The organism is Bartonella grahamii subsp. shimonis, assembly GCF_036327415.1.
Lineage (GTDB): Bacteria > Pseudomonadota > Alphaproteobacteria > Rhizobiales > Rhizobiaceae > Bartonella > Bartonella shimonis.
The window spans coordinates 131,153-153,723 of record NZ_CP123961.1; the positions used below are offsets into that span (position 1 = coordinate 131,153).

The 22,571-nt window shown below is 40.0% G+C and carries 21 protein-coding genes and 2 pseudogenes; 5 read left to right on the forward strand and 18 right to left on the reverse strand.

Annotation, left to right across the window (positions count from 1 at the left end; all coding sequences use genetic code 11):
• Positions 1-110: 110 nt before the first annotated feature.
• From tilS to QHG57_RS00830, 4 genes and pseudogenes are all read right to left on the reverse strand, one after another.
• A pseudogene (gene tilS, locus QHG57_RS00815) lies at positions 111-626 on the reverse strand (tRNA lysidine(34) synthetase TilS); the annotation flags it as partial.
• 18 nt (positions 627-644) lie between these two features.
• Complete coding sequence (locus QHG57_RS00820) at positions 645-2,852, reverse strand: tol-pal system protein (protein ID WP_330169281.1); 2,208 nt, start codon at positions 2,850-2,852, stop codon at positions 645-647.
• A 52-nt stretch (positions 2,853-2,904) separates the two neighbouring features.
• Complete coding sequence (pal, locus tag QHG57_RS00825) at positions 2,905-3,426, reverse strand: peptidoglycan-associated lipoprotein Pal (protein ID WP_330168233.1); 522 nt, start codon at positions 3,424-3,426, stop codon at positions 2,905-2,907.
• A 196-nt stretch (positions 3,427-3,622) separates the two neighbouring features.
• Positions 3,623-4,318, reverse strand: coding sequence for a DUF1013 domain-containing protein (locus QHG57_RS00830; protein ID WP_330168234.1), 696 nt, complete (start codon positions 4,316-4,318; stop codon positions 3,623-3,625).
• Positions 4,319-4,684: 366 nt separating this feature from the next.
• On the opposite strand from QHG57_RS00830, the gene QHG57_RS00835 reads away from it, so the two are divergent.
• Positions 4,685-5,431, forward strand: a complete 747-nt coding sequence (locus QHG57_RS00835; RefSeq protein ID WP_005774608.1) for a YebC/PmpR family DNA-binding transcriptional regulator — start codon at positions 4,685-4,687, stop codon at positions 5,429-5,431.
• A 1,070-nt stretch (positions 5,432-6,501) separates the two neighbouring features.
• Here QHG57_RS00835 and tolB read toward each other — a convergent pair.
• From tolB to QHG57_RS00895, 12 genes and pseudogenes are all read right to left on the reverse strand, one after another.
• Positions 6,502-7,827, reverse strand: a complete 1,326-nt coding sequence (tolB, locus tag QHG57_RS00840) for a Tol-Pal system beta propeller repeat protein TolB (RefSeq protein ID WP_419196333.1) — start codon at positions 7,825-7,827, stop codon at positions 6,502-6,504.
• A gap of 43 nt (positions 7,828-7,870) precedes the next feature.
• A complete protein-coding gene (locus QHG57_RS00845) occupies positions 7,871-9,367 on the reverse strand; it encodes a cell envelope integrity protein TolA (protein ID WP_330169282.1) in 1,497 nt (498 codons plus the stop codon).
• Between the two features lie 107 nt (positions 9,368-9,474).
• The gene (tolR, locus tag QHG57_RS00850) at positions 9,475-9,927 is read right to left on the reverse strand and encodes a protein TolR (RefSeq protein WP_330168236.1); all 453 of its coding nucleotides are present in this window, start codon (positions 9,925-9,927) and stop codon (positions 9,475-9,477) included.
• A 15-nt stretch (positions 9,928-9,942) separates the two neighbouring features.
• The gene (gene tolQ / locus QHG57_RS00855) at positions 9,943-10,656 is read right to left on the reverse strand and encodes a protein TolQ (protein ID WP_330168237.1); all 714 of its coding nucleotides are present in this window, start codon (positions 10,654-10,656) and stop codon (positions 9,943-9,945) included.
• A gap of 575 nt (positions 10,657-11,231) precedes the next feature.
• Positions 11,232-11,672 carry a tol-pal system-associated acyl-CoA thioesterase gene (ybgC, locus tag QHG57_RS00860; protein ID WP_330168767.1) on the reverse strand — a complete coding sequence of 147 codons (441 nt, stop codon included), beginning with the start codon at positions 11,670-11,672 and terminating at the stop codon, positions 11,232-11,234.
• 211 nt (positions 11,673-11,883) lie between these two features.
• Positions 11,884-12,975, reverse strand: coding sequence for a Holliday junction branch migration DNA helicase RuvB (ruvB, locus tag QHG57_RS00865; protein ID WP_330168238.1), 1,092 nt, complete (start codon positions 12,973-12,975; stop codon positions 11,884-11,886).
• A gap of 13 nt (positions 12,976-12,988) precedes the next feature.
• Positions 12,989-13,603, reverse strand: a complete 615-nt coding sequence (gene ruvA / locus QHG57_RS00870) for a Holliday junction branch migration protein RuvA (RefSeq protein WP_330168239.1) — start codon at positions 13,601-13,603, stop codon at positions 12,989-12,991.
• On the reverse strand, positions 13,600-14,115 hold the full coding sequence (gene ruvC, locus QHG57_RS00875) for a crossover junction endodeoxyribonuclease RuvC (RefSeq protein WP_330169283.1): 516 nt from the start codon (positions 14,113-14,115) through the stop codon (positions 13,600-13,602). Before ruvC ends, ruvA begins: the two co-directional genes overlap by 4 nt.
• 1,250 nt (positions 14,116-15,365) lie before the next feature.
• Positions 15,366-15,623: pseudogene (locus tag QHG57_RS00880) on the reverse strand (DUF1465 family protein); the annotation flags it as partial.
• Positions 15,624-15,774: 151 nt separating this feature from the next.
• Positions 15,775-15,948 carry a hypothetical protein gene (locus QHG57_RS09715; RefSeq protein ID WP_419196334.1) on the reverse strand — a complete coding sequence of 58 codons (174 nt, stop codon included), beginning with the start codon at positions 15,946-15,948 and terminating at the stop codon, positions 15,775-15,777.
• Positions 15,949-15,978: 30 nt separating this feature from the next.
• The gene (locus tag QHG57_RS00890) at positions 15,979-16,497 is read right to left on the reverse strand and encodes a DUF1465 family protein (RefSeq protein ID WP_330168241.1); all 519 of its coding nucleotides are present in this window, start codon (positions 16,495-16,497) and stop codon (positions 15,979-15,981) included.
• 183 nt (positions 16,498-16,680) lie between these two features.
• Positions 16,681-17,823 (reverse strand): OpgC family protein, encoded by a 1,143-nt coding sequence (locus tag QHG57_RS00895; protein ID WP_330168242.1) that lies wholly within the window; start codon positions 17,821-17,823, stop codon positions 16,681-16,683.
• 363 nt (positions 17,824-18,186) lie between these two features.
• On the opposite strand from QHG57_RS00895, the gene QHG57_RS00900 reads away from it, so the two are divergent.
• Positions 18,187-18,849, forward strand: a complete 663-nt coding sequence (locus QHG57_RS00900) for a thiamine phosphate synthase (protein ID WP_330169284.1) — start codon at positions 18,187-18,189, stop codon at positions 18,847-18,849.
• Positions 18,850-19,210: 361 nt separating this feature from the next.
• Complete coding sequence (locus tag QHG57_RS00905; RefSeq protein WP_330168244.1) at positions 19,211-19,951, forward strand: TIR domain-containing protein; 741 nt, start codon at positions 19,211-19,213, stop codon at positions 19,949-19,951.
• A gap of 303 nt (positions 19,952-20,254) precedes the next feature.
• Here the strand turns inward: QHG57_RS00905 and QHG57_RS09720 are convergent, their stop codons facing one another.
• Together QHG57_RS09720 and QHG57_RS00910 are read right to left on the reverse strand one after the other, a co-directional pair.
• Positions 20,255-20,437: a hypothetical protein gene (locus tag QHG57_RS09720; RefSeq protein ID WP_419196692.1), complete on the reverse strand. Its 183-nt coding sequence runs from the start codon at positions 20,435-20,437 to the stop codon at positions 20,255-20,257.
• Between the two features lie 118 nt (positions 20,438-20,555).
• On the reverse strand, positions 20,556-20,672 hold the full coding sequence (locus QHG57_RS00910) for an antitoxin PaaA2 family protein (protein ID WP_330168245.1): 117 nt from the start codon (positions 20,670-20,672) through the stop codon (positions 20,556-20,558).
• 563 nt (positions 20,673-21,235) lie between these two features.
• On the opposite strand from QHG57_RS00910, the gene QHG57_RS00915 reads away from it, so the two are divergent.
• Both QHG57_RS00915 and QHG57_RS00920 read left to right on the forward strand, forming a co-directional pair.
• The gene (locus QHG57_RS00915; RefSeq protein ID WP_330169285.1) at positions 21,236-21,601 is read left to right on the forward strand and encodes a helix-turn-helix domain-containing protein; all 366 of its coding nucleotides are present in this window, start codon (positions 21,236-21,238) and stop codon (positions 21,599-21,601) included.
• Positions 21,602-21,985: 384 nt separating this feature from the next.
• On the forward strand, positions 21,986-22,363 hold the full coding sequence (locus QHG57_RS00920) for a helix-turn-helix domain-containing protein (RefSeq protein ID WP_330169286.1): 378 nt from the start codon (positions 21,986-21,988) through the stop codon (positions 22,361-22,363).
• The last annotated feature ends 208 nt before the right edge of the window (positions 22,364-22,571 follow it).

Below are 22,571 nucleotides of genomic sequence, written 5' to 3' on the forward strand. Positions count from 1 at the left end.
CCGTTCAATGCACCAGCAAAACCGCCCGCAGAAACTCCATCACGCATGGCACCAGCTTCACCGTTCAATGCACCAGCAAAACCGCCTACAGAAACTCCATCACGCATGGCACCAGCTTCACCGTTCAATGCACCAGCAAAACCGCCTACAGAAACTCCATCACGCATGGCACCAGCTTCACCGTGTAATGCATCTCTATTCTTTTGGAGACGTTGATACCGCATTTGATAGGTTTCAACCTGATCATTGAGTGTATGGCCAGTCATAATAACTGATGCGCCTTGTTTTTGTGCTTCTTTAACCAAGAGATCATAGCGTGCAACACGAGCGCTGGAAGCAATATGCGTCTTTGGTTTTTCGCCTTCCCACCGCACAGTGATATGTTTAATGTGATGGACACGACAAATTCTCGCAACAGTTTCTGCTTCACGCGTTGATTCTTGACGCAATTGATGATCAACCGTAACAACAATCATTTCTGGAGGAACTGAGAGAGTTTCCAAATGCTCTTTGACCAAAAACATCAAAGCCAAAGAATCGCTCCCCCCTGAGACGGCAAGAATCAACTTCTGACACTGAATAAAATCCGATGTTCTAAAGAGATTTCTTGCCAATTTAACGCACACCGAAAACAACCTCTCTGTTTATTTTGCAGATTTACAAAATATAGACTCTAATGTTTTTTGATGTTTTGACTTTCTCACAAAATGAGCACAATCATCTTTATTTGGCTCAAGAGCGACCATACTTCTTGCCAATTTCAGCAAAATTTCGGAGGTATAGAGCTTCTTTTTATCGGCATACCATGCGGTAAGATAAACTTGTGCTGCTTCATGATAGCGTTTTTGTCCCAACAAAGATTCAGCCAACCAAAATAAAGCATCATCACTCAAAGAATCCTTCTTGTAACGATTTCGAAAAGCGCAAAAGCTTTTTTCAGCATCAACATAGTTGGCAGAACGAATAAAATCATACCCTTCCTTATACAAAGCTTTAGAAGAAGAAAGATTGTCACTCTGATGCACTTCAATTGGAGCACTTACTTCATGCGCTTTACTGTTTTCATGATCATGGCTCTCCACCTCAGCTTCTACAGCAGCAACCTTTGTCTGATCACCTGTACTATACACCTGCTCCATCTCTTCTTTTACAGTCTGAGATTTTTCATCCACAGCGGACTTTTCAAAGGAGCAAGAATAAACAGAAAGGTCTTTTTTATCAAAAAGCCCGTGAAACTGCTTGTTAACATTTTTCAGATTGTTATGCTCAAGCACCATTCGTATCTTATGCAAAAGCTTATCTAAATCATAATCTTTAAATAAAGCCTGTTGATTCTCTAAAATAATCCCTTGGTGCTCTGCAACACGAGAGGCTTTTTCTACCGCGCTAGATGCTGCTTTATCTGCTGCTTCAGGTGCGCTCTTCACAGCATCAGACGCCTTATCAACTGCATCAGTGGCTTTTTCCACCGCGCTAGATGCTGCTTTATCGGCTGCTTCTGGTGCGCTCTTCACAGCATCAGCCGCCTTATCAACTGCATCAGTGGCTTTTTCCTCCACGCTAGATGCTGCTTTATCGGCCGCTTCAGGTGCGCTCTTCACAGCATCAGCCGCCTTATCAACTGCATCAGTGGCTTTTTCCTCCACGCTAGATGCTGCTTTATCGGCTGCTTCAGGTGCGCTCTTCACAGCATCAGCCGCCTTATCAACTGCATCAGTGGCTTTTTCCACCGCGCTAGATGCTGCTTTATCGGCCGCTTCAGGTGCGCTCTTCACAGCATCAACAGCCTTATCAACTGCATCAGTGGCTTTTTCCTCCACGCTAGATGCTGCTTTATCGGCTGCTTCAGGTGCGCTCTTTACAGCATCAACAGCCTTATCAACTGCATCAGTGGCTTTTTCCTCCACGCTAGATGCTGCTTTATCGGCCGCTTCAGGTGCGCTCTTCACAGCATCAACAGCCTTATCAACTGCATCAGTGGCTTTTTCCTCCACGCTAGATGCTGCTTTATCGGCTGCTTCAGGTGCGCTCTTCACAGCATCAACAGCCTTATCAACTGCATCAGTGACTTTTTCCTCCACGCTAGATGCTGCTTTATCAGCTGCTTCAGGTGCGCTCTTCACGGCATCAGACGCCTTATCAATTGCATCAGTGGCTTTTTCCACCGCGCTAGATGCTGCTTTATCAGCTGCTTCAGGTGCGCTCTTCACAGCATCAACAGCCTTATCAATTGCATCAGTAGCTTTTTCCTCCACGCTAGATGCTGCTTTATCAGCTGCTTCAGGTGCGCTCTTCACTGCATCAGACGCCTTATCAGCTGCTTCAGGTACGCTCTTCACAGCATCAACAGCCTTATCAATTGCATCAGTGGCTTTTTCCTCCACGCTAGATGCTGCTTTATCGGCTGCTTCAGGTGCGCTCTTCACAGCATCAACAGCCTTATCAACTGCATCAGTAGCTTTTTCCACCGCGCTAGATGCTGCTTTATCGGCTGCTTCAGGTGCGCTCTTCACAGCATCGACAGCCTTATCAACTGCATCAGTGGCTTTTTCCTCCACGCTAGATGCTGCTTTATCAGCTGCTTCAGGTGCTTTCTTCACAGCATCAGCCGCCTTATCAATTGCATCAGTGGCTTTTTCCTCCACGCTAGATGCTGCTTTATCGGCTGCTTCAGGTGCGCTCTTCACAGCATCAACAGCCTTATCAACTGCATCATCAACTGCATCAACTTTATCCGTATCATGTGCAGGATATTCGGAAGCCTTTCGTGCCGCACTTTGAACAAGTGAAGTAGAATAAGCTATGAAAACCGCCATATAAAGGAGTGTTTTCCAATTGATTTTACGATACATTCTTTTTTCCCCTTAAGAGCTTATTGAATAATTGAAACAAACAATCCTCTTTTTAATGACTATTCATGCCACTCAACGTTGTCACAGCACGTCGATTTTGATTCCAACAGGAAATATCATCACATACTGCCACAGGTCTTTCTTTTCCGTAAGAAATTGTTTGAATCCGTTGTGCAGACACACCTAGAGATACCAAATAGTTTCGCACAGCAACAGCACGGCGCTGTCCAAGTGCCAAATTATATTCACGTGTTCCCCTCTCATCAGCATGACCTTCGATCATAATAGAATAATAAGGATAATGAAGCAACCATTCTGCTTGACGCGTTAAAATACGTTCAGCATCAGCATCAAGTGAAGAAGAATCAAGACTAAAAAACACGCGATCACCTACATTAACCGTAAATTCTTGTCCTGAGCCTGGTGACAGCTGATTCAAACCAGCATCATTCATATAAGCGCCATTCATACCGTTAAGCGCACCGACATTTTTTTTGCCACACCCACCCAAGCATAGTGAGAAAAAAAAGAGGATAACTAAAGAATGAGAGAAGGTTTTTTTGGTAGAGCGCATAAGCCGTTTCTCCTTGGGTTTCGTAAAGAAGGATAAATTCTTAAAAATATTTTTAAGAATAACCGTTAATTCCTAATGAAGACGAAATTTTTTCTGTTTTTTGGTCATCATTTTTATTTTCTGCCAATTTTTCTTCTCTCCAGCCATTTCTCTAACTTTTTCATAAGAAATGTTTCTCTTAATACGTCATGGCTATTTATGCATCATCTTGATCTTGACGATTTTTTTGCAGCGCGTTCAGCTTTGCAAAAACTTTATCAGCATCAAAAGTCTTATGTAGATTTTCTTCACTCTCATTTTCCTCTAGAACAGCGTTTTCCGTCACAGAAGCGGGAAGCAACGACCTATCTTCTTCCAAAACAACAGGACGATTTTTCGCCGCACGCTGGAGCTCAAAATCTAAATCGATTTGCGAACACAAACCAAGTCCTACAGGATCAAGAGGGACCAGATTTGCACTATTCCAGTGGGTTCTAAGGCGAATTTGTTCAATCGTTGCTTTTGTTGTCCCAATCAACCGTGCAATTTGTGCATCTTTCAACTCAGGATGGTTCATAACCAACCATAGGATACCATTGGGACGATCTTGGCGTCGAGAAAGAGGGATATAGCGCGCCCCTTTACGTTTTTTTTCAGGAATATGCACCCTAGATTGAGAAATTTTCAAGCGTGCGTTTTGATCAGCCTCCACCCGTGCAATTTCACTGCGCGTCAATTGCCCAGAACTAATCGGATCTAAACCTTTAATACCATAAGCCGCATCACCATCGGCAATAGCTTTTACTTCCAAGACATGTAATTTACAAAATTCTGCAATCTGATCAAAAGAAAGAGCTGTATTATCAACCAACCAAACAGCTGTTGCTTTGGGCATCAAAAGTTGCGTTGCCATTTTTATAAATCCTCTTCTGCGCCTCTTCTATGAGGCCGGTTACCGCCCACTCAAGAGCACTAGAACTTTTTATATGTTAGGTCTCTCCAACCACTCCTAAAACAAAGCGAGGCACGGAATAAACCATTTTGCCATGAGATTACATTCTGTTATAGCGTTATTTTTGCTCAACGACAAGAGATCTCTCTTGTAATGATCCTCAACTAAGATCTCTTTACCTTTAAGATGAATTTTCTTATAAAGAGTTTATTCGATTATTTTACCTCATGTTGTGACACATTTATTCTGGTGGGATGCGTGTTTTATCGCCTTAAATTCTAAAGAGTATCCAACTGGAAAGAAAGCTCTCAAACAGGAAAGAAAACTATGGCAGGCCATTCACAATTTAAAAATATTATGCACCGTAAAGGGCGTCAGGATGCAATGCGCTCGAAAATATTTTCCAAGCTTGCACGCGAAATTACCGTAGCAGCAAAACAAGGTGCTCCTGATCCAGCCATGAATCCACGTTTAAGGTTGGCTGTTCAAAATGCCAAAGCACAATCGATGCCGAAAGATAATATTGAACGCGCGATTAAAAAAGCTTCAGGCACCGATGTCGAGAATTATGATGAAGTGCGCTATGAAGGCTATGGACCAGGCGGCGTTGCCGTCATTGTTGAAGCTTTAACCGATAACCGCAACCGCACCGCTTCAAATGTGCGCGCCGCCTTCACAAAATCAGGAGGAGCCCTAGGAGAAACAGGTTCTGTAAGTTTCATGTTTAACCGGATTGGTGAAATAATTTATAAGCCAGAAGCAGGGACAGCCGATAACATCATGGATGCAGCAATTGAAGCCGGTGCCGAAGATGTGCAATCAGAAGAAACCGGACATCATATTACCTGCGCATTTGAAGATATTGGTGAAGTTTCCAAAACACTTGAAGCAAAACTTGGTGAAGCAGAATCGATTAAAACAATTTGGAAAGCGACCACACTTGCACCAATAGATGAAGAAAAAGCTTTATCCGTCTTACGACTAATTTCAACATTAGAAGAAGATGATGATGTGCAAAATGTTTATGCCAATTTTGATGTCAGCGATGAGATTTTAGCAAAATTATCCGTATAATTTCCATCATTTGCACAAGCCCTCTCTTTATTCATGAGGGCTTCAAAAGCATCTGTCACCTCTCCTCTTTATCCGCACATATAAAAGCCCCGCGTCAATAGCGGGGACTAACCATTGGTGCGACAAGAAAACCACAATTAATTCCAGAAAACATAACCCTAAAAAAAGAAAGCATACAAAACTCTGTAGCCTCACGCCTTTCTTACATGCTCCAAAGATTATCCCTATAGCCCCTCTCTATTTGAGTTTTTTGTTCTTTAAGATTAACCTCCCTACCCTAAAGTAATGAAGATAATCTGGTCTGTAAACGATTAGGATTTTCTTGACGTATGCCTATAACGAATCACTTATGGAATTCACTTGAAATTTAAGTCCCCAAAAAAACACTCCCCTAAATATTCGCCACACACTAAAAAACACTTAAAATATATCAAGGAGGTTTATATGCCTTATATCCCCACACCTCAAATGACAGTGTTTTGACGACATCACAGAATAAAAATAAGTAAATGGAAAGCCCGAGCTGATTGTTTAGCAAAATATTGTACAAAAAGCCGGTACATCTCTCTAATCCGTTTCGGATAAATTTTTGACTTTATGGCATTAACTTTATAACATCGTATGTTTCATAAAATAACGTCATTTATCTTAAAAATCTGTCCTTTTGCTATTACCGAACAATCAATATTCAGACCTAAAACAACAGCGTACTTGAATAAAACAGATCAGAGCAGCAGAAAAAGCACCCTTGGCAAGAGTCCGGACTCTTCGCAAACCAAATCGAAGAGGAAGCCCAAAAAATATATATAGCGACACTGTGAATAAAAGGTTGAAATCTAGAGACCTCAGAATTTTCGATTATATTTTTTCAAGGTATTGTTTTTGACTTTTTAAGCATTTTCCCCAAGGAAATTCTATTATCGATAAACAACCGTAGATGATGGATGAAATCTACATAACTCCCCATGCCCACTATAATCAATTTCTTTTTTTAATAATTAAAGATAACTGAGATTGTGTAAACTTGGGACTGTATTCCCTCTATATTTTGTATTTTTAAGCATTTTATTTTACTGTATATTGAGCAGTGGCGACCATGCTGGATCCGAAGCATCATTGGGTGTAGGGAGTTGTCGTTCATTGCGTCCCGTAATATCAATCGTATAAATTTTTGGTCCCATACCAGGATTTTTGCGAAAGAACATCAACACACGGCCATTGGGTGCCCAAGTTGGTCCTTCATTGTGAAAACCCGTTGTTAAAATTCGTTCTCCTTGTCCATCAGGGCGCATAACACCAATAGAAAATTGTCCGTTTAATTGTTTTGTAAAGGCGATATAATCACCCCGTGGTGACCAAATGGGCGTTGAATAACTCCCTTCATTCGAAGAAATACGCTGAATATCACTCCCATCCGCATTCATTTTATAGATTTGCGGCTTTCCGCTACGATCTGAGGAAAAAACGATTTGTTTTCCATCCGGTGAATAAGAAGCAGAAGTATCGATAGCAGAAGTTGTTGTCAGGCGCGTCATCGTGCGGGTTCGTAAATCCATGGTGTAAAGATTTGCACTCCCATCATTTTGTAACAAACTCATGATGACTTTTTGTCCATCAGAAGAAAAACGCGGAGCAATTGTCATGTTATTAAATGTTCCGATCAACTCTCTTTGTCCCATTTCAATTTGTTGGAGATAAACATGAGGCACTTGATTGTCCTCATAAGCCATATAAGTCATTTCTTGTCTTTTTGGGGAAAAACGCGGTGTAAGCACCAATTCACTTCCATCAGACATATAAATCAAATTTGCGCCATCTTGATCCATCATTGCTAAGCGTTTAATGCGTGCATTTTGAGGGCCTGTTTCATCTATAAAAACAATTCTTGTATCAAAATAACCACTTTCTCCTGTCATCTCACTATAAATCTCATCTGCGATCATATGTGCAACACGCCGCCAACGTTCTGTCGCGGTATAAAAACGCCGTCCTTTCAATTGTCTTTGTCCAAAAACATCCCATAAACGAAAATCGACCCTCAAACGTCCATCGATTTCTCTCATGACTTGCCCTGTCACTAAACCTTGCGCTCTTATTTTCTGCCACGACGCAAAATGCGGTTGTTTATTAGGATTAGAAATGTTTTCAAGAAAATTTGCTTTATCAAGCGGTAAAAAAAGCCCCGACCGTTCAAGATCGGCTGTCACCACAGCAGATATTTTCAACCCAATCGAATCATTGGAAATAAAGTCTGTAATTACAATGGGAATGGGATTAAAATCAGCGCTCGAAATAGTCCCTTTCAATTGTGCATAAACCGATGAAATGCTTGAAAAGCACAACCCACAAGTGACAATAAACCAAGCAAAAACTTTATGTCTCGTTATAGTCATCATGGAATGTATCCTTTCATTAAGCCAATTTATTTTTTCTCATTTATCATCTTATTTCTTGGAGGGGATCAACATTAAAGTCAAAACCTTGCCCCCACAAATCATATTGATCACGTGGGAGATCTGCATAAGGTTGGCATGAAAAGACAGCGGCGTACACCTGCCTTATCATAATCGCTTGTTGACTCTCAAGACCGCTCACGGAATCAATGATAGGATCGCCCACAATCATCCCTTCACGATCTAAGTAAAATCGCAACCGCACGACCGGGCGATTTTTTAAATCGCCACCAAGCGCCACAAGTTTAAGCTTCTGTTGAATACATCCCCCTACAATATTGACCAATGTTTGTGCCATTTTTGTGGTATCATTAACGTTTTTTCTTGCGCCCAAAGCTTCTGGTGTATGAGAACGTTTTGCTCCCCCTCCTTGTGACCGCGCGCGATTGAGCAAATTATTTTCCTCCATAGCTAAAATATCTTCAATGGTCTGTTTCTCTTGGTTTTTCTTATTAAGCTTTGGCATCTTTTGATTCAATGCGTCCCTATTTTTTCTTGGAAATTCTTCGTCAAATTTTGGTTTAAACTGCGGAAGAAGAGGTTTTTCTGGAAGCGCAATTTTTGGCGCTTGATGAAAAATCTGCTCTGCTGGAACCTTCTGTACCGTTTGAGCCAATTCTTTTGGCGATATCATCTCTTCATTTTTGTGCGCAAGCTTGAGCACATCCTTGAGCACATCCTTTGGTGCTTTCAAAGGCATCTCAGGCACATCCTTGGGCGCATCCTTTGGTGCTTTCAAAGGCATCTCAGGCACATCCTTGTGCGCATCCTCCGGTGCTTTCAAAGGCATCTCAGGCACATCCTTGTGCGCATCCTCTGGCGCTTTCAAAGGCATCTCAGGCACATCCTTGTGCACATCCTTTGGTGCTTTCAAAGGCATCTCAGGCACATCCTTGTGCACATCCTTTGGTGCTTTCAAAGGCATCTCAGGCACATCCTTGTGCACATCCTCTGGCGCTTTCAAAGGCATCTCAGGCACATCCTTGTGCACATCCTCTGGTGCTTTCAAAGGCATCTCAGGCACATCCTTGTGCACATCCTCTGGCGCTTTCAAAGGCATCTCAGGCACATCCTCTGTTTTTGCTTCTAATAATTCTGGTTTTGTAAGTTCGGGTGCAAATGTTTCTGACGTGTTCTCGCTTGGTGGTGACGATGCTGTTTCAACAGGACGTAGTTTTTCCTTTGGTTGAAAAGGTGTTCGACTATCTATTTCTCCATCTCCAATATGGCGTGCATCTTCTTTCTCTTGTGGTTGCATAGTTGGTTTAACGGCAGGGATTGCACGGATAGGAGCCTTCACGGCTCCTTGTTGAGAGGAAAACTCTTCCACTAAAGGAGCAAGAGTGATGGGAATTGCCTCCAATGGTTGCGGTAAAGAAACAGAGCTTGTAAACTGAACAGCTCCCCAACTGAGAAAGATGACATGGACCACAAGAGATAAAGCCAAGCCTCGTTTCATGCTATGATAGGAGTCTTTGTTCATTCTTTATGCCTTATTTATGCCTTATATTTTTTCATTTTTAATCACTCTATGCTCTTTTGAAAACATTTTAAAAACAACCATTTATGTGCAACTTTATTACTTATCATTTATTGTGCTAGACTTGCTAACGCAACTTGAGAAAACCCCGCTTTTTGAATATCCGCCAGCAGTTTTAATACTTGCTGATATTCAACAGTTTTAGCAACCCGCACAAAAACCCGTTGATCTTTTTGTGTAGCATCTGCTTCCAGAAGAGTTTTAAGGTGTGCAATCAGTACTTGTGACGTTTCATAATAATCTTGATTAATGGCAAAACGCCCTTGCGCGTCAAGTGAAACCGTAAGGGGCGTTTTTTGCGCTCGTACAGGACCCGCTTGACTACGAGGCAAATCTAGAGGAACACCGTTCACTAAAAGGGGAGCAGAGACCATAAAAATAATCAACAAGACCAGCATGACATCCACAAAAGGAGTGACATTGATCTCACTCATCAGTTGGCTTCGTGAATGATAGCGCCTACGTGTATTTTTTCGAGAAGAAGAAGCAACAGAAATTCCCATGGGATAAGCTCCTTTTTATAAAGAGGAAGGTGCTGTGCGAGTTTCATCAATACGCCGCGATACAATTGTTGAAAATTCATCGGCAAAATTTTCTATTTGTGCAATGATGCGCGCACTTTCATGAGTCAACTTGTTATAAGCAATAACGGCTGGAATTGCTGCAAACAAACCAATGGCGGTTGCCAAAAGTGCTTCTGCAATACCTGGCGCGACAATGGCAAGTGATGTATTTTGAGAAGCTGAAATAGAAAGAAAAGACTCCATAATACCAATAACTGTTCCAAAAAGTCCGATAAAGGGTCCCGCAGATCCCAGTGTCGCAAGAAAACTTAATTTTGATTCTATCTTTTCACTTTCACGTCCCAGCGTCAAATCCATAGCTTTATCAATTCTGCTCTGCAAACTTGTCGATGTATGAGTCCCTTTTTCAAGAGATTTTTTCCATTCAACCATTGCCGCCATAAAAACTGCGGATATACTATTGGTGCGTTGACTTTTACATGATGCATAAAGATCTTCTAGCGCTTTGCCTGACCAAAATGTACGTTCAAACTGCTTTATTTCACGCCGCATTCTCCGATACGTAAAAATTTTATCAAAAATAATTGCCCAACTCCAAACGGAAGCGAGCAGCAATCCAATCATAACACCTTTCACGATCCAACTCGCTTGCATAAACAAATGCAACATTCCAATTGTTTCCGGATTCATTAGTTCACCATGCGGCATAATTTTTGTCCCTCTAAATAAAAGGTGTATTTTTTAAAATTCTATAAAACAGATTATTTTATAGTTTCTAAATTTAAGTAAAAAACTTTAGTCTCACATAAATACGTACGCTAAAACAACACTTATTTCTTAAATTTCTTTAAAAAGTGATGACTCGAGACATCTCTCAACGCCCCCCCTTATTTCAAAACGGCATTTATGAAAAATATAACCACAAAGCCTTCCCCATAAACGCTATAAAATGAAAGATATGAAAATACATGAAATCTATTATGCACCATCATCTTTACGCTCATAAAAAGAAAGCTAAACCATCATACGCGTTCCAGCTTTAAATGCTGCGATAGGTCTTAATACTTGAAAAAATTCATAAGAGGCATGTTTATTCCTTTCTTAAGTGTTTTTGTAGCCACTCACCAACCCCGCTTGTGATATACAAAAAAATGTTTTTGATTAATTCCCAGCAATAGAGCTTGGAAAGAAAAAATCTTACAAGTTTCAGAATTATCCGAAAGTGACAACGCAATGAATTATCATTATAAATCAACATTTTGTATATTCAATGTACAACACTTTTAACCAAGGATTTTTGCAAAAAGTTCTTTGGGTAAACGTCGCGGTTTTGCCTCCTCATTAATCAGAGCAATTTCAACTTTCGCTGTTACCAACGTAGTTGCCTCATGCAAAATAGATTGCTCCATAAAAAAGCGTGCCCCTTGGATATGATTAACACGTGTTTTAACGACTAAAAGATTATCAATTTTAGCTGGTCTTGAAAAATTAATTTCCATATGACGAACAACAAAAAACAGTTTTTCCCCCTCAACCCCTGCTGCCAACATTTTATTATTAAAACCGGTATCCCGTAAAAACTCTGAACGTCCTCGTTCAAAAAACTCAAGATAACGCGCATGATAAACCACACCGGAAAAATCTGTATCAGCAACATAAACGCGGACCTGAAAATTATGAAAAGCATTTGTATGATTGCTCTTAAAAGGCGTTATTTCTGTCATCGGCTTCATGTCCCATAAAATCATCTAATATAGCAAATTATTTATCAATCAAAAAATTGAACACATTTTTGTGTTTAAGTTGTGAAAAGCAAAGCCTCCTCATCAATAGTGCCAAATCTTTTCGATCAGAATATGCTAAAAAAAGCACGTCTCTTGTATTTTATGTCCTTGCTATAAAATATTCACGTAGTTTCTTTTAAAAAAGAATGACTTAGTCATCTTCTCCATCCCATAAAGACGTCTGAAGTGATACATCATCTTGAGCATCAGAAAGTTGAGTACGCTTTTGTATAGACGTTGAAGCAGGAGCAGAAAGCCCTAAATGGCTCCAAGCCTTTTCAGTCAAAATGCGTCCACGAGCGGTTCTTTGAATAAAACCTTGTTGGAGCAAATATGGTTCAACAATATCTTCAATAGCATCGCGTGGTTCTGATAAAGCAGCCGCAATCGTTTCAATCCCCACCGGTCCCCCTAAAAAAGTTTCCGCAATCAGGAGCAAGTAGCGACGGTCAAGTGGATCAAGCCCAAGGTGATCGACCTCAAGACGCGAAAGCGCTTCATCGGCGATTTTTTGGTCAATTTGTTTTGCCTGTTTAACCAAAGCAAAATCACAAACGCGCCGTAAAAGCCGTCCGGCAATACGAGGAGTCCCCCGTGCTCGGCGTGCAATTTCATGAGCACCATCATCACTGATCTTGACGGCAAAAAGCCGCGCATTACGCTGCACAATATATTCTAATTCTTCTATAGTATAAAAATTGAGACGAATTGGAATGCCAAAACGGTCTCTCAGCGGTGTGGTCAAAAGCCCCAAACGTGTGGTTGCCGCTACCAAAGTAAATTTAGCCAGATCAATTTTCACCGAGCGTGCCGCCGGCCCCTCCCCAATGATCAAATCAAGTTGATAATCTTCCATGGCTGGATAAAGAATTTCTTCAATCGCTGGATTTAAGCGATGAATTTCATCAATAAATAAGACATCACGTTCTTCGAGATTGGTCAAGAGAGCGGCTAAATCTCCTGCTTTAGCAATGACCGGCCCTGAAGTAGAGCGAAAATTAACGCCTAATTCTTTTGCCATAATCTGTGAAAGCGTTGTTTTTCCTAACCCCGGTGGCCCTACAAACAAAACGTGATCCAGCGCTTCTTGCCGCGTTTTTGCCGCTTCAATAAATATTTTTAAATTAGCCCGTGCCGCTTCTTGACCAATAAAATCATCGAGAACTTGTGGTCTTAAGGAACGATCTGGATCGTTAGGAAGGGGGGCGGAACCCAGAAGGCGTTGATCTTCATCTTTATGCATTGTTACCTTGATTTTAAGTAGGAGAAGAAAGCAATTTGAGGCTATGGCGGATCAGCAGAGCAGAAGAAATAGTTTCCCCCTCAAGAGCGTTCATCGCAAGAGCAAGAGCACGGGATGCTTGCTCCCGTTCAAACCCTAGCTTCATCAACGCGGCAAGCGCATCATGTGCAGGTTGATTGGTCATCTCACGCTGAGGAACAGAAACAGTCTTGACCGCTTGTTCAAAGGGAAGTGTTTTACTTTTCAGTTCACCCACAATTCTTTCACTGACTTTTTTACCAACGCCCGGCGCTCGACTAATCATCGCAACATCGTTTAAGGCAATAGCCTGTGCAAGTTCATCTGGCGATAAAGTACCCAAGATTGCCAAAGCAACCTTTGCCCCTACTCCAGGAACATTTTGTAAAAGACAAAACCACTCCTGTTCAGCTCTTGTAGCAAAACCAAAAAGGCGGATTGCGTCTTCCCGAACATGCGTTTCAATAAAAAGGCTTAACGCCTCCCCAACAGAGGGTAAAGAAGGACGGAGCCGATTTGACACAAAAACCACATAACCCACACCGTGAACATCAAGAAGGATATGATCATCAAAGATATGTTCAAGAGTGCCCTTTAATTTGCCAATCATATCGCCATCCTTGCCTGATAAGATCGGTCAATACTGTTACGATGCATACTATGACAAAGAGCAAGAGCAAGAGCATCAGCGGCATCACTGCTATCAAATTCAGCCCGTGGGAGGAGAACTTTTACCATCATATGGATTTGTTCTTTAGCACCATGTCCAACACCAATAACTGATTTTTTCACTTTGTTGGGCGCATATTCAAAAACAGGAAGATTTGCTTGCGCAGGAACCAGCAGTGCAATTGCACGTGCTTGCCCAAGTTTTAAAGTTGCTGTAGCATCTTTGTTGACAAACACATGTTCTACAGCAGCTTCATGAGGCATAAATTGATGCGCAACCTCTGAAAGACCTTTGTGGATCTGACATAGTCTGGAAGCCAGCTCACACTGTACATCAGAAGAAACCGTCCCTGCTGCAATAAACTGAAGACGATTACCCGCAACATCGATAACACCCCACCCTGTACGCCGTAATCCGGGATCAATGCCTATAATACGAATCGTCTTTGCCATAAACTACAGTCTATACACTTTTCCCCCTTGTGAATAAAGACAAGACAACAAAGAAAACAGCAGCACAAGACACAACCAGTAAAAAATGGTTATGTCCCCCTCCCCAATTTATACAATTACAACACGCAACGAACAGCACTTTATGGAACATACTTTATAGAACATAACTGAAATCAATCAAAATCATTCACACATCACAAGCAAGTGCCCTATCAAACATAAAAATTCCCTTTCTGTATCATTTCCAATGTCATAACGATTAAACATTGCAAGCGAGCAAATAGATAGTGCTGGATTGTACTTTCATAAGTGTAAAGAGGCTATGCAATGGATTGTATACACTTTATAGAAACTTTTTACGTTATACCACGACGCGACCATAATAAGTCAACCTGTTGATTTATAAATATAATTCATTTAATTTGTATGTTGAATAAGAATTATCGAATTTCTCAATGCAAACCTCTTTATATTGAATCAATCAAAATCTTTTGTCTGCACATCACACGTGGGATTTCCGTGTGGAGTGAAATTGTACAAAAAAGGACTAAAAATGCCTCTAATGAACCGTCTCAAATACCAAGAGCTGTCGCAACATTGGGGACTAGAAAACATGATGATTGTGCCGGCTTTCTCCTTTGCAAGGGTAAAAATGCGCGGTACTCAAGGGATGTGAATAAAAACTGAGAGGTGTTTTTGAATATGCTCATTACCACACAACAACATTGCATGGGGGGACCATCGCATGGGGGGACAGGAGCCCCATAGGGCATTCATTATATGGCATTTTATTTTGGATATTTTACGCAAAGGACATAACGTCTATTCAAAACAAGAGAAACCCAAAAATTAAAACAATGTGTATCATCCTCATTAACCAACGCTTTACCGAAACTTTATAGGCATAAATTATAGAGCATAAATAAATTGATGTACAAGCCCCTGCTCTATCTAGCACCTGATCATTATCATAGCCAAAACAAAATCACACGATCATTAAAAAAGCGTTCCAGCTGCAATCAACCAAAGCCGATCCCCACGAGATCAGCCACGGCCCATATGCCACACCATAATTCGAAATCAATGCCTATACCTCCCCCTCTCTTCCATAAACTCAAGATATTTTCCCACACTCAAATAGGAATTAGGCAGAAAAAAGCACTCTAGATTGGTTTTAGTTGTGAAATTCTGGTTGTAAAAACGGGTTTACTGCTCTAAATATCGCAAGAAAGAAGCAAGAAGCTATTCTTCTAAGAACGCCCAAAAGCTGTTTTGAGCAATTCGATTTGTTTTCCTACTGGATTATCATCTTCTAAAGCACAGGAGGCTGCAGTTTCCCACCCAGCACGCATATACTTTATCCGCGCTTCTAAACGTAATGAATGAGAAACAAATTGGCGGAAAATTTCTGGCAATTCATGCCAATGAGGGGTTTCAAGTTCCAATGTCGGTGTATGAAGTGACATTTTTACAATTTCTTTTATTTGTTCTGATGACATTTCCCCTTCGCACAAAGCAAGGGAATACTTCTAAGAACGCCCAAAGGCGGTTTTAAGCAATTCGATTTGTTTTCCCACTGAATTATCAGCGCTCAAAATACAGCTGCCCCTTCTTTACCAGAGCGCTCAAAATACAGCTGCCCCTTCTTTACCAGAGCGCTTAAACTACAACCGCATATCTAAATGAAAAAATATGCGCTTCTAAACGTAATGAATGAGAAACAAATTGGCGGAAAATTTCTGGCAATTCATGCCAATGAGGGGTTTCAAGTTCCAATGTCGGTGTATGAAGTGACATTTTTACAATTTCTTTTTTTATTTGTTCTGATGACATTTCCCCTTCGCGTAAAGCAAGGGAATACCTCTAAGAACGCCCAAAAGCTGTTTTGAGCAATTCGATTTGTTTTCCTACTGGATTATCATCTTCTAAAGCACAGGAGGCTGCAGTTTCCCACCCAGCACGCATATACTTTATCCGCGCTTCTAAACGTAATGAATGAGAAACAAATTGGCGGAAAATTTCTGGCAATTCATGCCAATGAGGGGTTTCAAGTTCCAATGTCGGTGTATGAAGTGACATTTTTACAATTTCTTTTTTTATTTGTTCTGATGACATTTCCCCTTCGCGTTCTGCACGAAGAAGAAGGAGTTGAGAAGCGATTTGCATAAGTCGTGTACTTAAATACATAGCCTCTTTCGCATAGATTGCAGAAACCTCTGCCGAAAGGGAACGTGCTACCAATTTCCCTTCTGAATCAATATACGCTGCGGTTTTTTCAATCAGCGCCATTGTCTCTTCATAGAGACGATTAAAAGCATTTTCAAAAGCATTATGCTCAATCATGATAATAGGTTCATCATAGGGACGTTTATGTACACTCACGCTTTTATACTCCAAGTATCAGCACAAAATTACACCACTCAACGAACAGAGTCTTAAAAAGTTTCTTTTGTTACTGTATAGAACGCTTTTTTTTAAAAACTGGTACCTCTTTTAATTTTTTTGCGCAACGCGCTTTTTATACTAAGGTTAACGCATCCAACAAACACTATAGGACCGTTTTTCTTATAAACGGATCAGTTTCCTTGAAAAAGACCACTGCCAAGATCGCCGTTTTTCACAATAATAGGCGACTCCAAATTGCAGAGCAATACCCGTTATTATTAAGAAGGTATCGGAAAAAAACGTTCCTGTCATCACTGTTTTTATAATTTGTCCAAACATCGCAAAAATGGTTCCCGTTACAAAGACCGGTAAACTATGTTTTCCTAAGATTGCTAAAGGATGTTTCTGAGAGACATAAAACCATTTATTGGCGCGCGGCAAAGAAAGAATGAGAAAGGCTAATGCAAGAACATGGAGTAAACGTGGCAAGCTTAAAAAAGTTTTATTAAAGTTCAACAATGCAGAAGACCAGCCAAACCATCCCAAAATGCCCCACCAGTTTAAGCGAACCCATAACAGCGCCAACAAGAGATACCCTGCCGCACAAACAGCCCAAAAAGACTGAAAAGCGATTGTTTTTCCTTGTTTAAGCGCTAAAGTACTGGTCAATCCTATAATAAATAAGAATTGCCAAGACAAAGGATTTAAAAACCACTTTCCTTCTAAAGGATAAGAAGGAGGCGCAATTTTATAAAATCCGCAGATAAGATACAGCGTAAACGAGCCCAAAAGCAGCCACTTTGTCTGTTTACAACTCAAATAAAGGATAAAAGGTGCAAAAAACATCAAAACGATATAAAGTGGAAGAATATTATTATAGCCTAATTGATGCCCAAAACTTAAGGTACTCAAAAATGCGGTAACAGGCTCTGTAAAAAAGAGTCTCACATTATTCATCGATAAAAGTTTTTCTGTTCGCCATAATAAAAAGGCAGCAAAAAAGAGACTTAACGTGACAAAAGTAGTAAAAAGATATGCGCCATAGAGCTGCAAAGCTCTGTACCAAAGTTTTCGGATAATAAAAGCAAAGGATTTTTGCTGTAACCGCCCATGAAAGCTTAACCCAAGAGCAATCCCTGAAAGCAAAACAAACGCTTCTGCTGAATCAGAAAAACCGAAATTTCTATGGGTAAAAGACTCATAGAGCGTTCCGGGAATATGGTTGATGAAAATTGTCAACAAGGCTAAAGAACGAAAAACGTCAATACGTGTATCACGAAAAAAAGGTTGCATATTATGCTCAAGAACACCTTGGTATTTCATCAGTGGACTCCCACACGCCACACACCCTTTGAAGTCCCATAAAATGGCGGTTACCCTCATCGCAAAAAACACGAACAGGATGAAATTTTAATTTTTAAGAGTCAAGTTTCTTTTTAAGCATTTATTTTTTAAAAGGCAAAAGTTTTTTAAAAGCAAAAGAACGAAAAGAATCCATACGTGTATCACAGCAAAAAGGCGACAAATTATGCTTAAAAACACTCTCCTTTCTCATAAGCAGGCTCCCACACACCCACAAATCATTTAAATTACGTGAAAATGGTGGTCACTTTCATCGCAAATAAGCATAATAGAATGAAACTTTAATTTTAAGCATTATTTTTCTCTAAGAAACAGGGATTTGACATGACACAACAAAAAAATAAACCAATTGATTCACCTCTTTTCCCTCAGTTGATTTTAACACTTGATGTTCGGCGCAACACTCCACACACATTTTTGCAGCAAATTTTGCAAACAAAGTCTTTTGCATGCGTCATCCTCTATGATTCTGAAAAGTTGAAAGACGATGGCTCTTTTTTACAACAACAAGCGCAAACTTACGCAAAAGATATTCAACATCATGACGCAGCCCTTCTCATCACTGATGACAGCCGCATTGCTGGGCGCATAAAGGCTGATGGATTGCACATAGAAGATGATCTTAACGCTCTTGAAAGCTTTAAAAGTGAGCAAAAGGAACAAAAAATCATAGGCTTTGGCAATCTACGCAATCGCCATAGTGCTATGCTTGCAGCGGAAACAGGCATTGATTATCTTCTGTTTGGCAAATTAGGGGCTGATAAAAAACCCCATGCACACCCCCGCAATCTCCAGTTAGCAACATGGTGGGCAGAAATTATGGAAACCCCTGCCATTATCCAAGCAGGCAGCGATTTTTCAACCTTTGATGAAGCCTTAAAGACTGGATGTGAATTCATTGCTGTAGAAGAAGTGATTTTTGGGAACGACAACCCCTTAATACTGCTTAAAACAATGCAAGAAAAATGTGAAAACACCCCCTTGTAATATGGGAGGAGAATTTATAAATAAAACGTTAATAAAAATCCAAACACTCACCACTATATTACTTATATAGAACACACAATAACAGATAAAGAAGATACCTCGGAACTCAATAAAATTGCTTAATAATTCAATCAAATGAGATGAAAAAGCTAGCGTCTTTTTTTTCATATAATATATTTTCTATATATTATATGAAAAATATAGAAAAAAGGATCATAAAAAATTTTCTAGTTCAAAATCTTATAAAAAGAAGACATTATGATTGCGGGGGAATTTATCATTGTTAATGTTGATCACAAATACGTTAATGTTGATCACAAATACCAACAATGAATGATAGAGATATGCAGGGGACATAAAAATGCAATACAGCGGAACATCTGAAGATCTAAAAAACATAGTTTGCAAGTGTGGATATCAAATTACAGATGCTAAACTTCTACCACATCAATCCCCTGGAATATATCAGATCAAAACCTCCAAAGGAGGCACTATTAATTGGTATAAAAGCACAGGAAAACTTCAAGTTCAAGGCAAAGAAAACATAAAACAAAATTTAATAGAAGATTTAGCAAAGCATCTAGAAGAAACATCAACGATTCCTTCTTCAAAAACTGCTTCCAATCCTTCAAATAAAAAAATCTTTATCGTTCATGGTCATGATTGTTATGCTTTAAAGGAGCTTGAAAATGCTCTTCTCAAGCTTGGTCTGGAACCATACATCTTACAAAATACAAGCGGCAATGGTTTACCCATCATTCAAACTTTGAAAAAAGAAATTTGTGACAGTTCTATAGATTTTGGTATTGTACTCTTAACGCATGATGACATGGGTTATGCTAGATCTGATTGTGAAACAAAAGCTCGATTTCGTGCGCGACAAAATGTTATTTTCGAAATGGGCATGTTAGCTGCCGCACTTCCTCTTGAGAGGATTGCTCTCCTACAAAAAGAAGGCATTGAAATGCCTTCAGATGTTGGTGGAGTTTACTACCTTTCTTTTAAAGAACAGGTAAAAGAAACATTTCCCAAACTTATAGAGCGCTTACAAGAAGCTGATTTCTCTTTTAATACAAATGAAATTACTCGTGCATTAAATTAAATTTGAATAATGCTTATGTTTAGTTTTTAAAGCGCACGCCCAAAACCACATGGCATCCCACCACATGCCACAGATACACACACCCTATAGGCTCAAAGAAACGGCTCATCCCCCCCCCTTCCTCAAACAGCAAGCGATTGTGCAAATTTTAATGAAGAAACCGCAATTCATTACCGTAGAAGAAATCATTTTAGTCCCTTTGATAAACGGGGGAGGCTGATGTCATGATTTTGGTAATCGTTCCAGAAAGATTTAAGAAGCAGATAGCCTCTGATTAGATTAAAGAAAAATAGGAAACTCACGTCAGACATATACGACAGCTACAATTTCGTTTTGATTTATAGCTACTCGATACAATATATTTACAGCTACTCGATACAATATAAGGTAATTTGGATGTGCTACAATTTCTCGTAATCCTAACACCTTCTCACTCTGTCTGTATAGATATGGATGTTCAACCAATGGCAGTACAGATGCTTCCAAAAACTTTTTTATTCGGCGTGTAGCAGATGGATTTTCGCCAGCAATGTAAGTTAAAAAATGTAAGTTAAAATCTGACGCAAATCATCGCGCGCCGAAGACAACCAAACAATCGGAAGCATCACTTTTTCTGTTCAGCTTCAAGCTGACTGATCATAACTTCCATTTCAGCCATAACCTCATCATGCGGAATAGGAGGATACGGATTTACAAAACTTCCCGCTACCTTATCGCGCAATCATGCAGTGTAGCTGCTCTCCTGTTCAACGGTTTCAAACTCTGAAATGAGCGGAGAAAGGGGGGTCTTCATCATGTATGTCCTTTCTATTCCTAAATATTGAAGATAATTACTCTTGGCTATGTTGTCAATATTAGCGAATTGAAAATGTTTAACTTTTAAGCGTCCAAAGTTCTTTTAATCTTAAAACTTAAGGCTTTTTAACCCTCTCAAAAAACACGGGGGCTGTTGTCATGATTTTGGTAATCATTCCAGAGAGGTTGAAAGGCGGATAGCCTCTCATTAAAAAACAAATTTTGTAAGTAAAAACTATTTTTATTGTAAATTTCCTGAAATTACTTTATGAATTAAAAGATGTTTTGGTCGCATACGCAACGACCAATAGGGCTCTAAAACCCGAAAACTCAAACATGAATTTATCCCACTCCTGTGGGTATCCCGGAATTCCGGGAGATTTTGCTATGTCCAGGTGCTTCTCAGCACTAAAAGCAAAATGCTGATTTGAGTTCAGTTTTAGACTCCCGGAATACTCATGCGAGGGCGCTCGCAACCGGCGGGGAAAAATGCAATCTCAAAATCTTAATATTGATCTTTTTATTGGCAAAAAAATTCGTTTTAGACGAAAAATGCTAAAAATGTCTCAAACAACTTTAGGTCAACATTTAGGTGTCACCTTCCAACAAATTCAAAAATATGAAAACGGCTTAAATCGTGTAAGCGCGGGGCGTTTAATGGAAATTTCTGATATCTTAAATATTCCCATTTCCTTTTTTTATGCGGATATCATCACAAAACAGCAGCCTCCGTACCACCATGATGAAATCGCATCAAACACAGAGGAATATCTGCTGCTCAAAAGGTTTAGAACGCTCACCACGGTAAAAAAGAACGCCATTTTACAGCTCATCTCTGATGAAAATGCAAGCTAACACCACATGGATAGCACACACCACGCTCTATTCAAAACCTCCCTTCCCCCTCGTAAATGCTTTATTACTTGAATGCAAAACACGCCACCCCTCCATTTTGAGAAACGACACGTTAAGAGACACTATTTTAATTTTTATTGTAAATTTCCTGAAATTACTTTATGAATTAAAAGATGTTTTGGTCGCATACGCAACGACCAAAAGGGAACTGAAAACCCTAGATCCGAGCGTAAAATAAGCCCACTTTGTGGGTATCCCGGAATTCCGGGAGATTTTGCTATGTCCAGGTGCTTCTCAGCACTAAAAGCAAAATGCTGACTCGGATTCAGTGTTTTCAGACTCCCGGAATACTCATGCGAGGGCGCTCGCAACCGGCGGGGAAAAATGCAATCTCAAAATCTTAATATTGATCTTTTTATTGGCAAAATTATTGGCAAAAAAATTCGTTTGAAACGAAAAATGTTGAAAATGTCTCAAAAAACATTAGGTCAACATTTAGGTGTCACTTTCCAACAAATCCAGAAATATGAAAACGGCTTAAATCGTGTAAGCGCGGGGCGTTTAATGCAAATTTCCGATATCCTCAATGTTCCGATTGCCTTTTTCTATGCCGATATCTTAACAAAACAACAGCCCCCATATCATCATGATGAAATCGCATCAAGCACAGAGGAATATCTGCTGCTCAAAAGATTTAGAACGCTCACAACAGTAAAAAAGAACGCCATTTTACAGCTCATCTCTGATGAAAATGCAAGCTAACACCACATGGATAGCGCGCTATTCATAAGCATTCATACGTATTTTAAAAAGCAACCTCCATTGCAAGCATTTTTTCATTTTAGGGAGAAGAAGCCCTTCATATAATAAAAAATAAGCATCTTGACACACGATAACCCTTCATCATTATTATTTTTAACAGGACTGTTTTAAATAGTCTGGCTCTTGTCAACGTATATGCTATTTGTGT

Excerpts from the sequence above, each read along its gene's own strand:
- QHG57_RS00845 (WP_330169282.1), bottom strand. The coding sequence starts at position 9,367 with ATGAACAAAGACTCCTATCATAGCATGAAACGAGGCTTGGCTTTATCT.
- tolB (WP_419196333.1), bottom strand. The coding sequence starts at position 7,827 with ATGATGACTATAACGAGACATAAAGTTTTTGCTTGGTTTATTGTCACT.
- QHG57_RS09715 (WP_419196334.1), bottom strand. The coding sequence starts at position 15,948 with ATGTCATCAGAACAAATAAAAAAAGAAATTGTAAAAATGTCACTTCAT.
- tolR (WP_330168236.1), bottom strand. The coding sequence starts at position 9,927 with ATGGGAATTTCTGTTGCTTCTTCTTCTCGAAAAAATACACGTAGGCGC.
- QHG57_RS00895 (WP_330168242.1), bottom strand. The coding sequence starts at position 17,823 with ATGAAATACCAAGGTGTTCTTGAGCATAATATGCAACCTTTTTTTCGT.
- tolQ (WP_330168237.1), bottom strand. The coding sequence starts at position 10,656 with ATGCCGCATGGTGAACTAATGAATCCGGAAACAATTGGAATGTTGCAT.
- QHG57_RS00830 (WP_330168234.1), bottom strand. The coding sequence starts at position 4,318 with ATGGCAACGCAACTTTTGATGCCCAAAGCAACAGCTGTTTGGTTGGTT.
- QHG57_RS00915 (WP_330169285.1), top strand. The coding sequence starts at position 21,236 with ATGCAATCTCAAAATCTTAATATTGATCTTTTTATTGGCAAAAAAATT.
- ruvA (WP_330168239.1), bottom strand. The coding sequence starts at position 13,603 with ATGATTGGCAAATTAAAGGGCACTCTTGAACATATCTTTGATGATCAT.
- pal (WP_330168233.1), bottom strand. The coding sequence starts at position 3,426 with ATGCGCTCTACCAAAAAAACCTTCTCTCATTCTTTAGTTATCCTCTTT.
- QHG57_RS00900 (WP_330169284.1), top strand. The coding sequence starts at position 18,187 with ATGACACAACAAAAAAATAAACCAATTGATTCACCTCTTTTCCCTCAG.
- QHG57_RS00905 (WP_330168244.1), top strand. The coding sequence starts at position 19,211 with ATGCAATACAGCGGAACATCTGAAGATCTAAAAAACATAGTTTGCAAG.
- ruvB (WP_330168238.1), bottom strand. The coding sequence starts at position 12,975 with ATGCATAAAGATGAAGATCAACGCCTTCTGGGTTCCGCCCCCCTTCCT.
- QHG57_RS00835 (WP_005774608.1), top strand. The coding sequence starts at position 4,685 with ATGGCAGGCCATTCACAATTTAAAAATATTATGCACCGTAAAGGGCGT.
- ruvC (WP_330169283.1), bottom strand. The coding sequence starts at position 14,115 with ATGGCAAAGACGATTCGTATTATAGGCATTGATCCCGGATTACGGCGT.
- QHG57_RS00820 (WP_330169281.1), bottom strand. The coding sequence starts at position 2,852 with ATGTATCGTAAAATCAATTGGAAAACACTCCTTTATATGGCGGTTTTC.
- ybgC (WP_330168767.1), bottom strand. The coding sequence starts at position 11,672 with ATGACAGAAATAACGCCTTTTAAGAGCAATCATACAAATGCTTTTCAT.
- QHG57_RS00920 (WP_330169286.1), top strand. The coding sequence starts at position 21,986 with ATGCAATCTCAAAATCTTAATATTGATCTTTTTATTGGCAAAATTATT.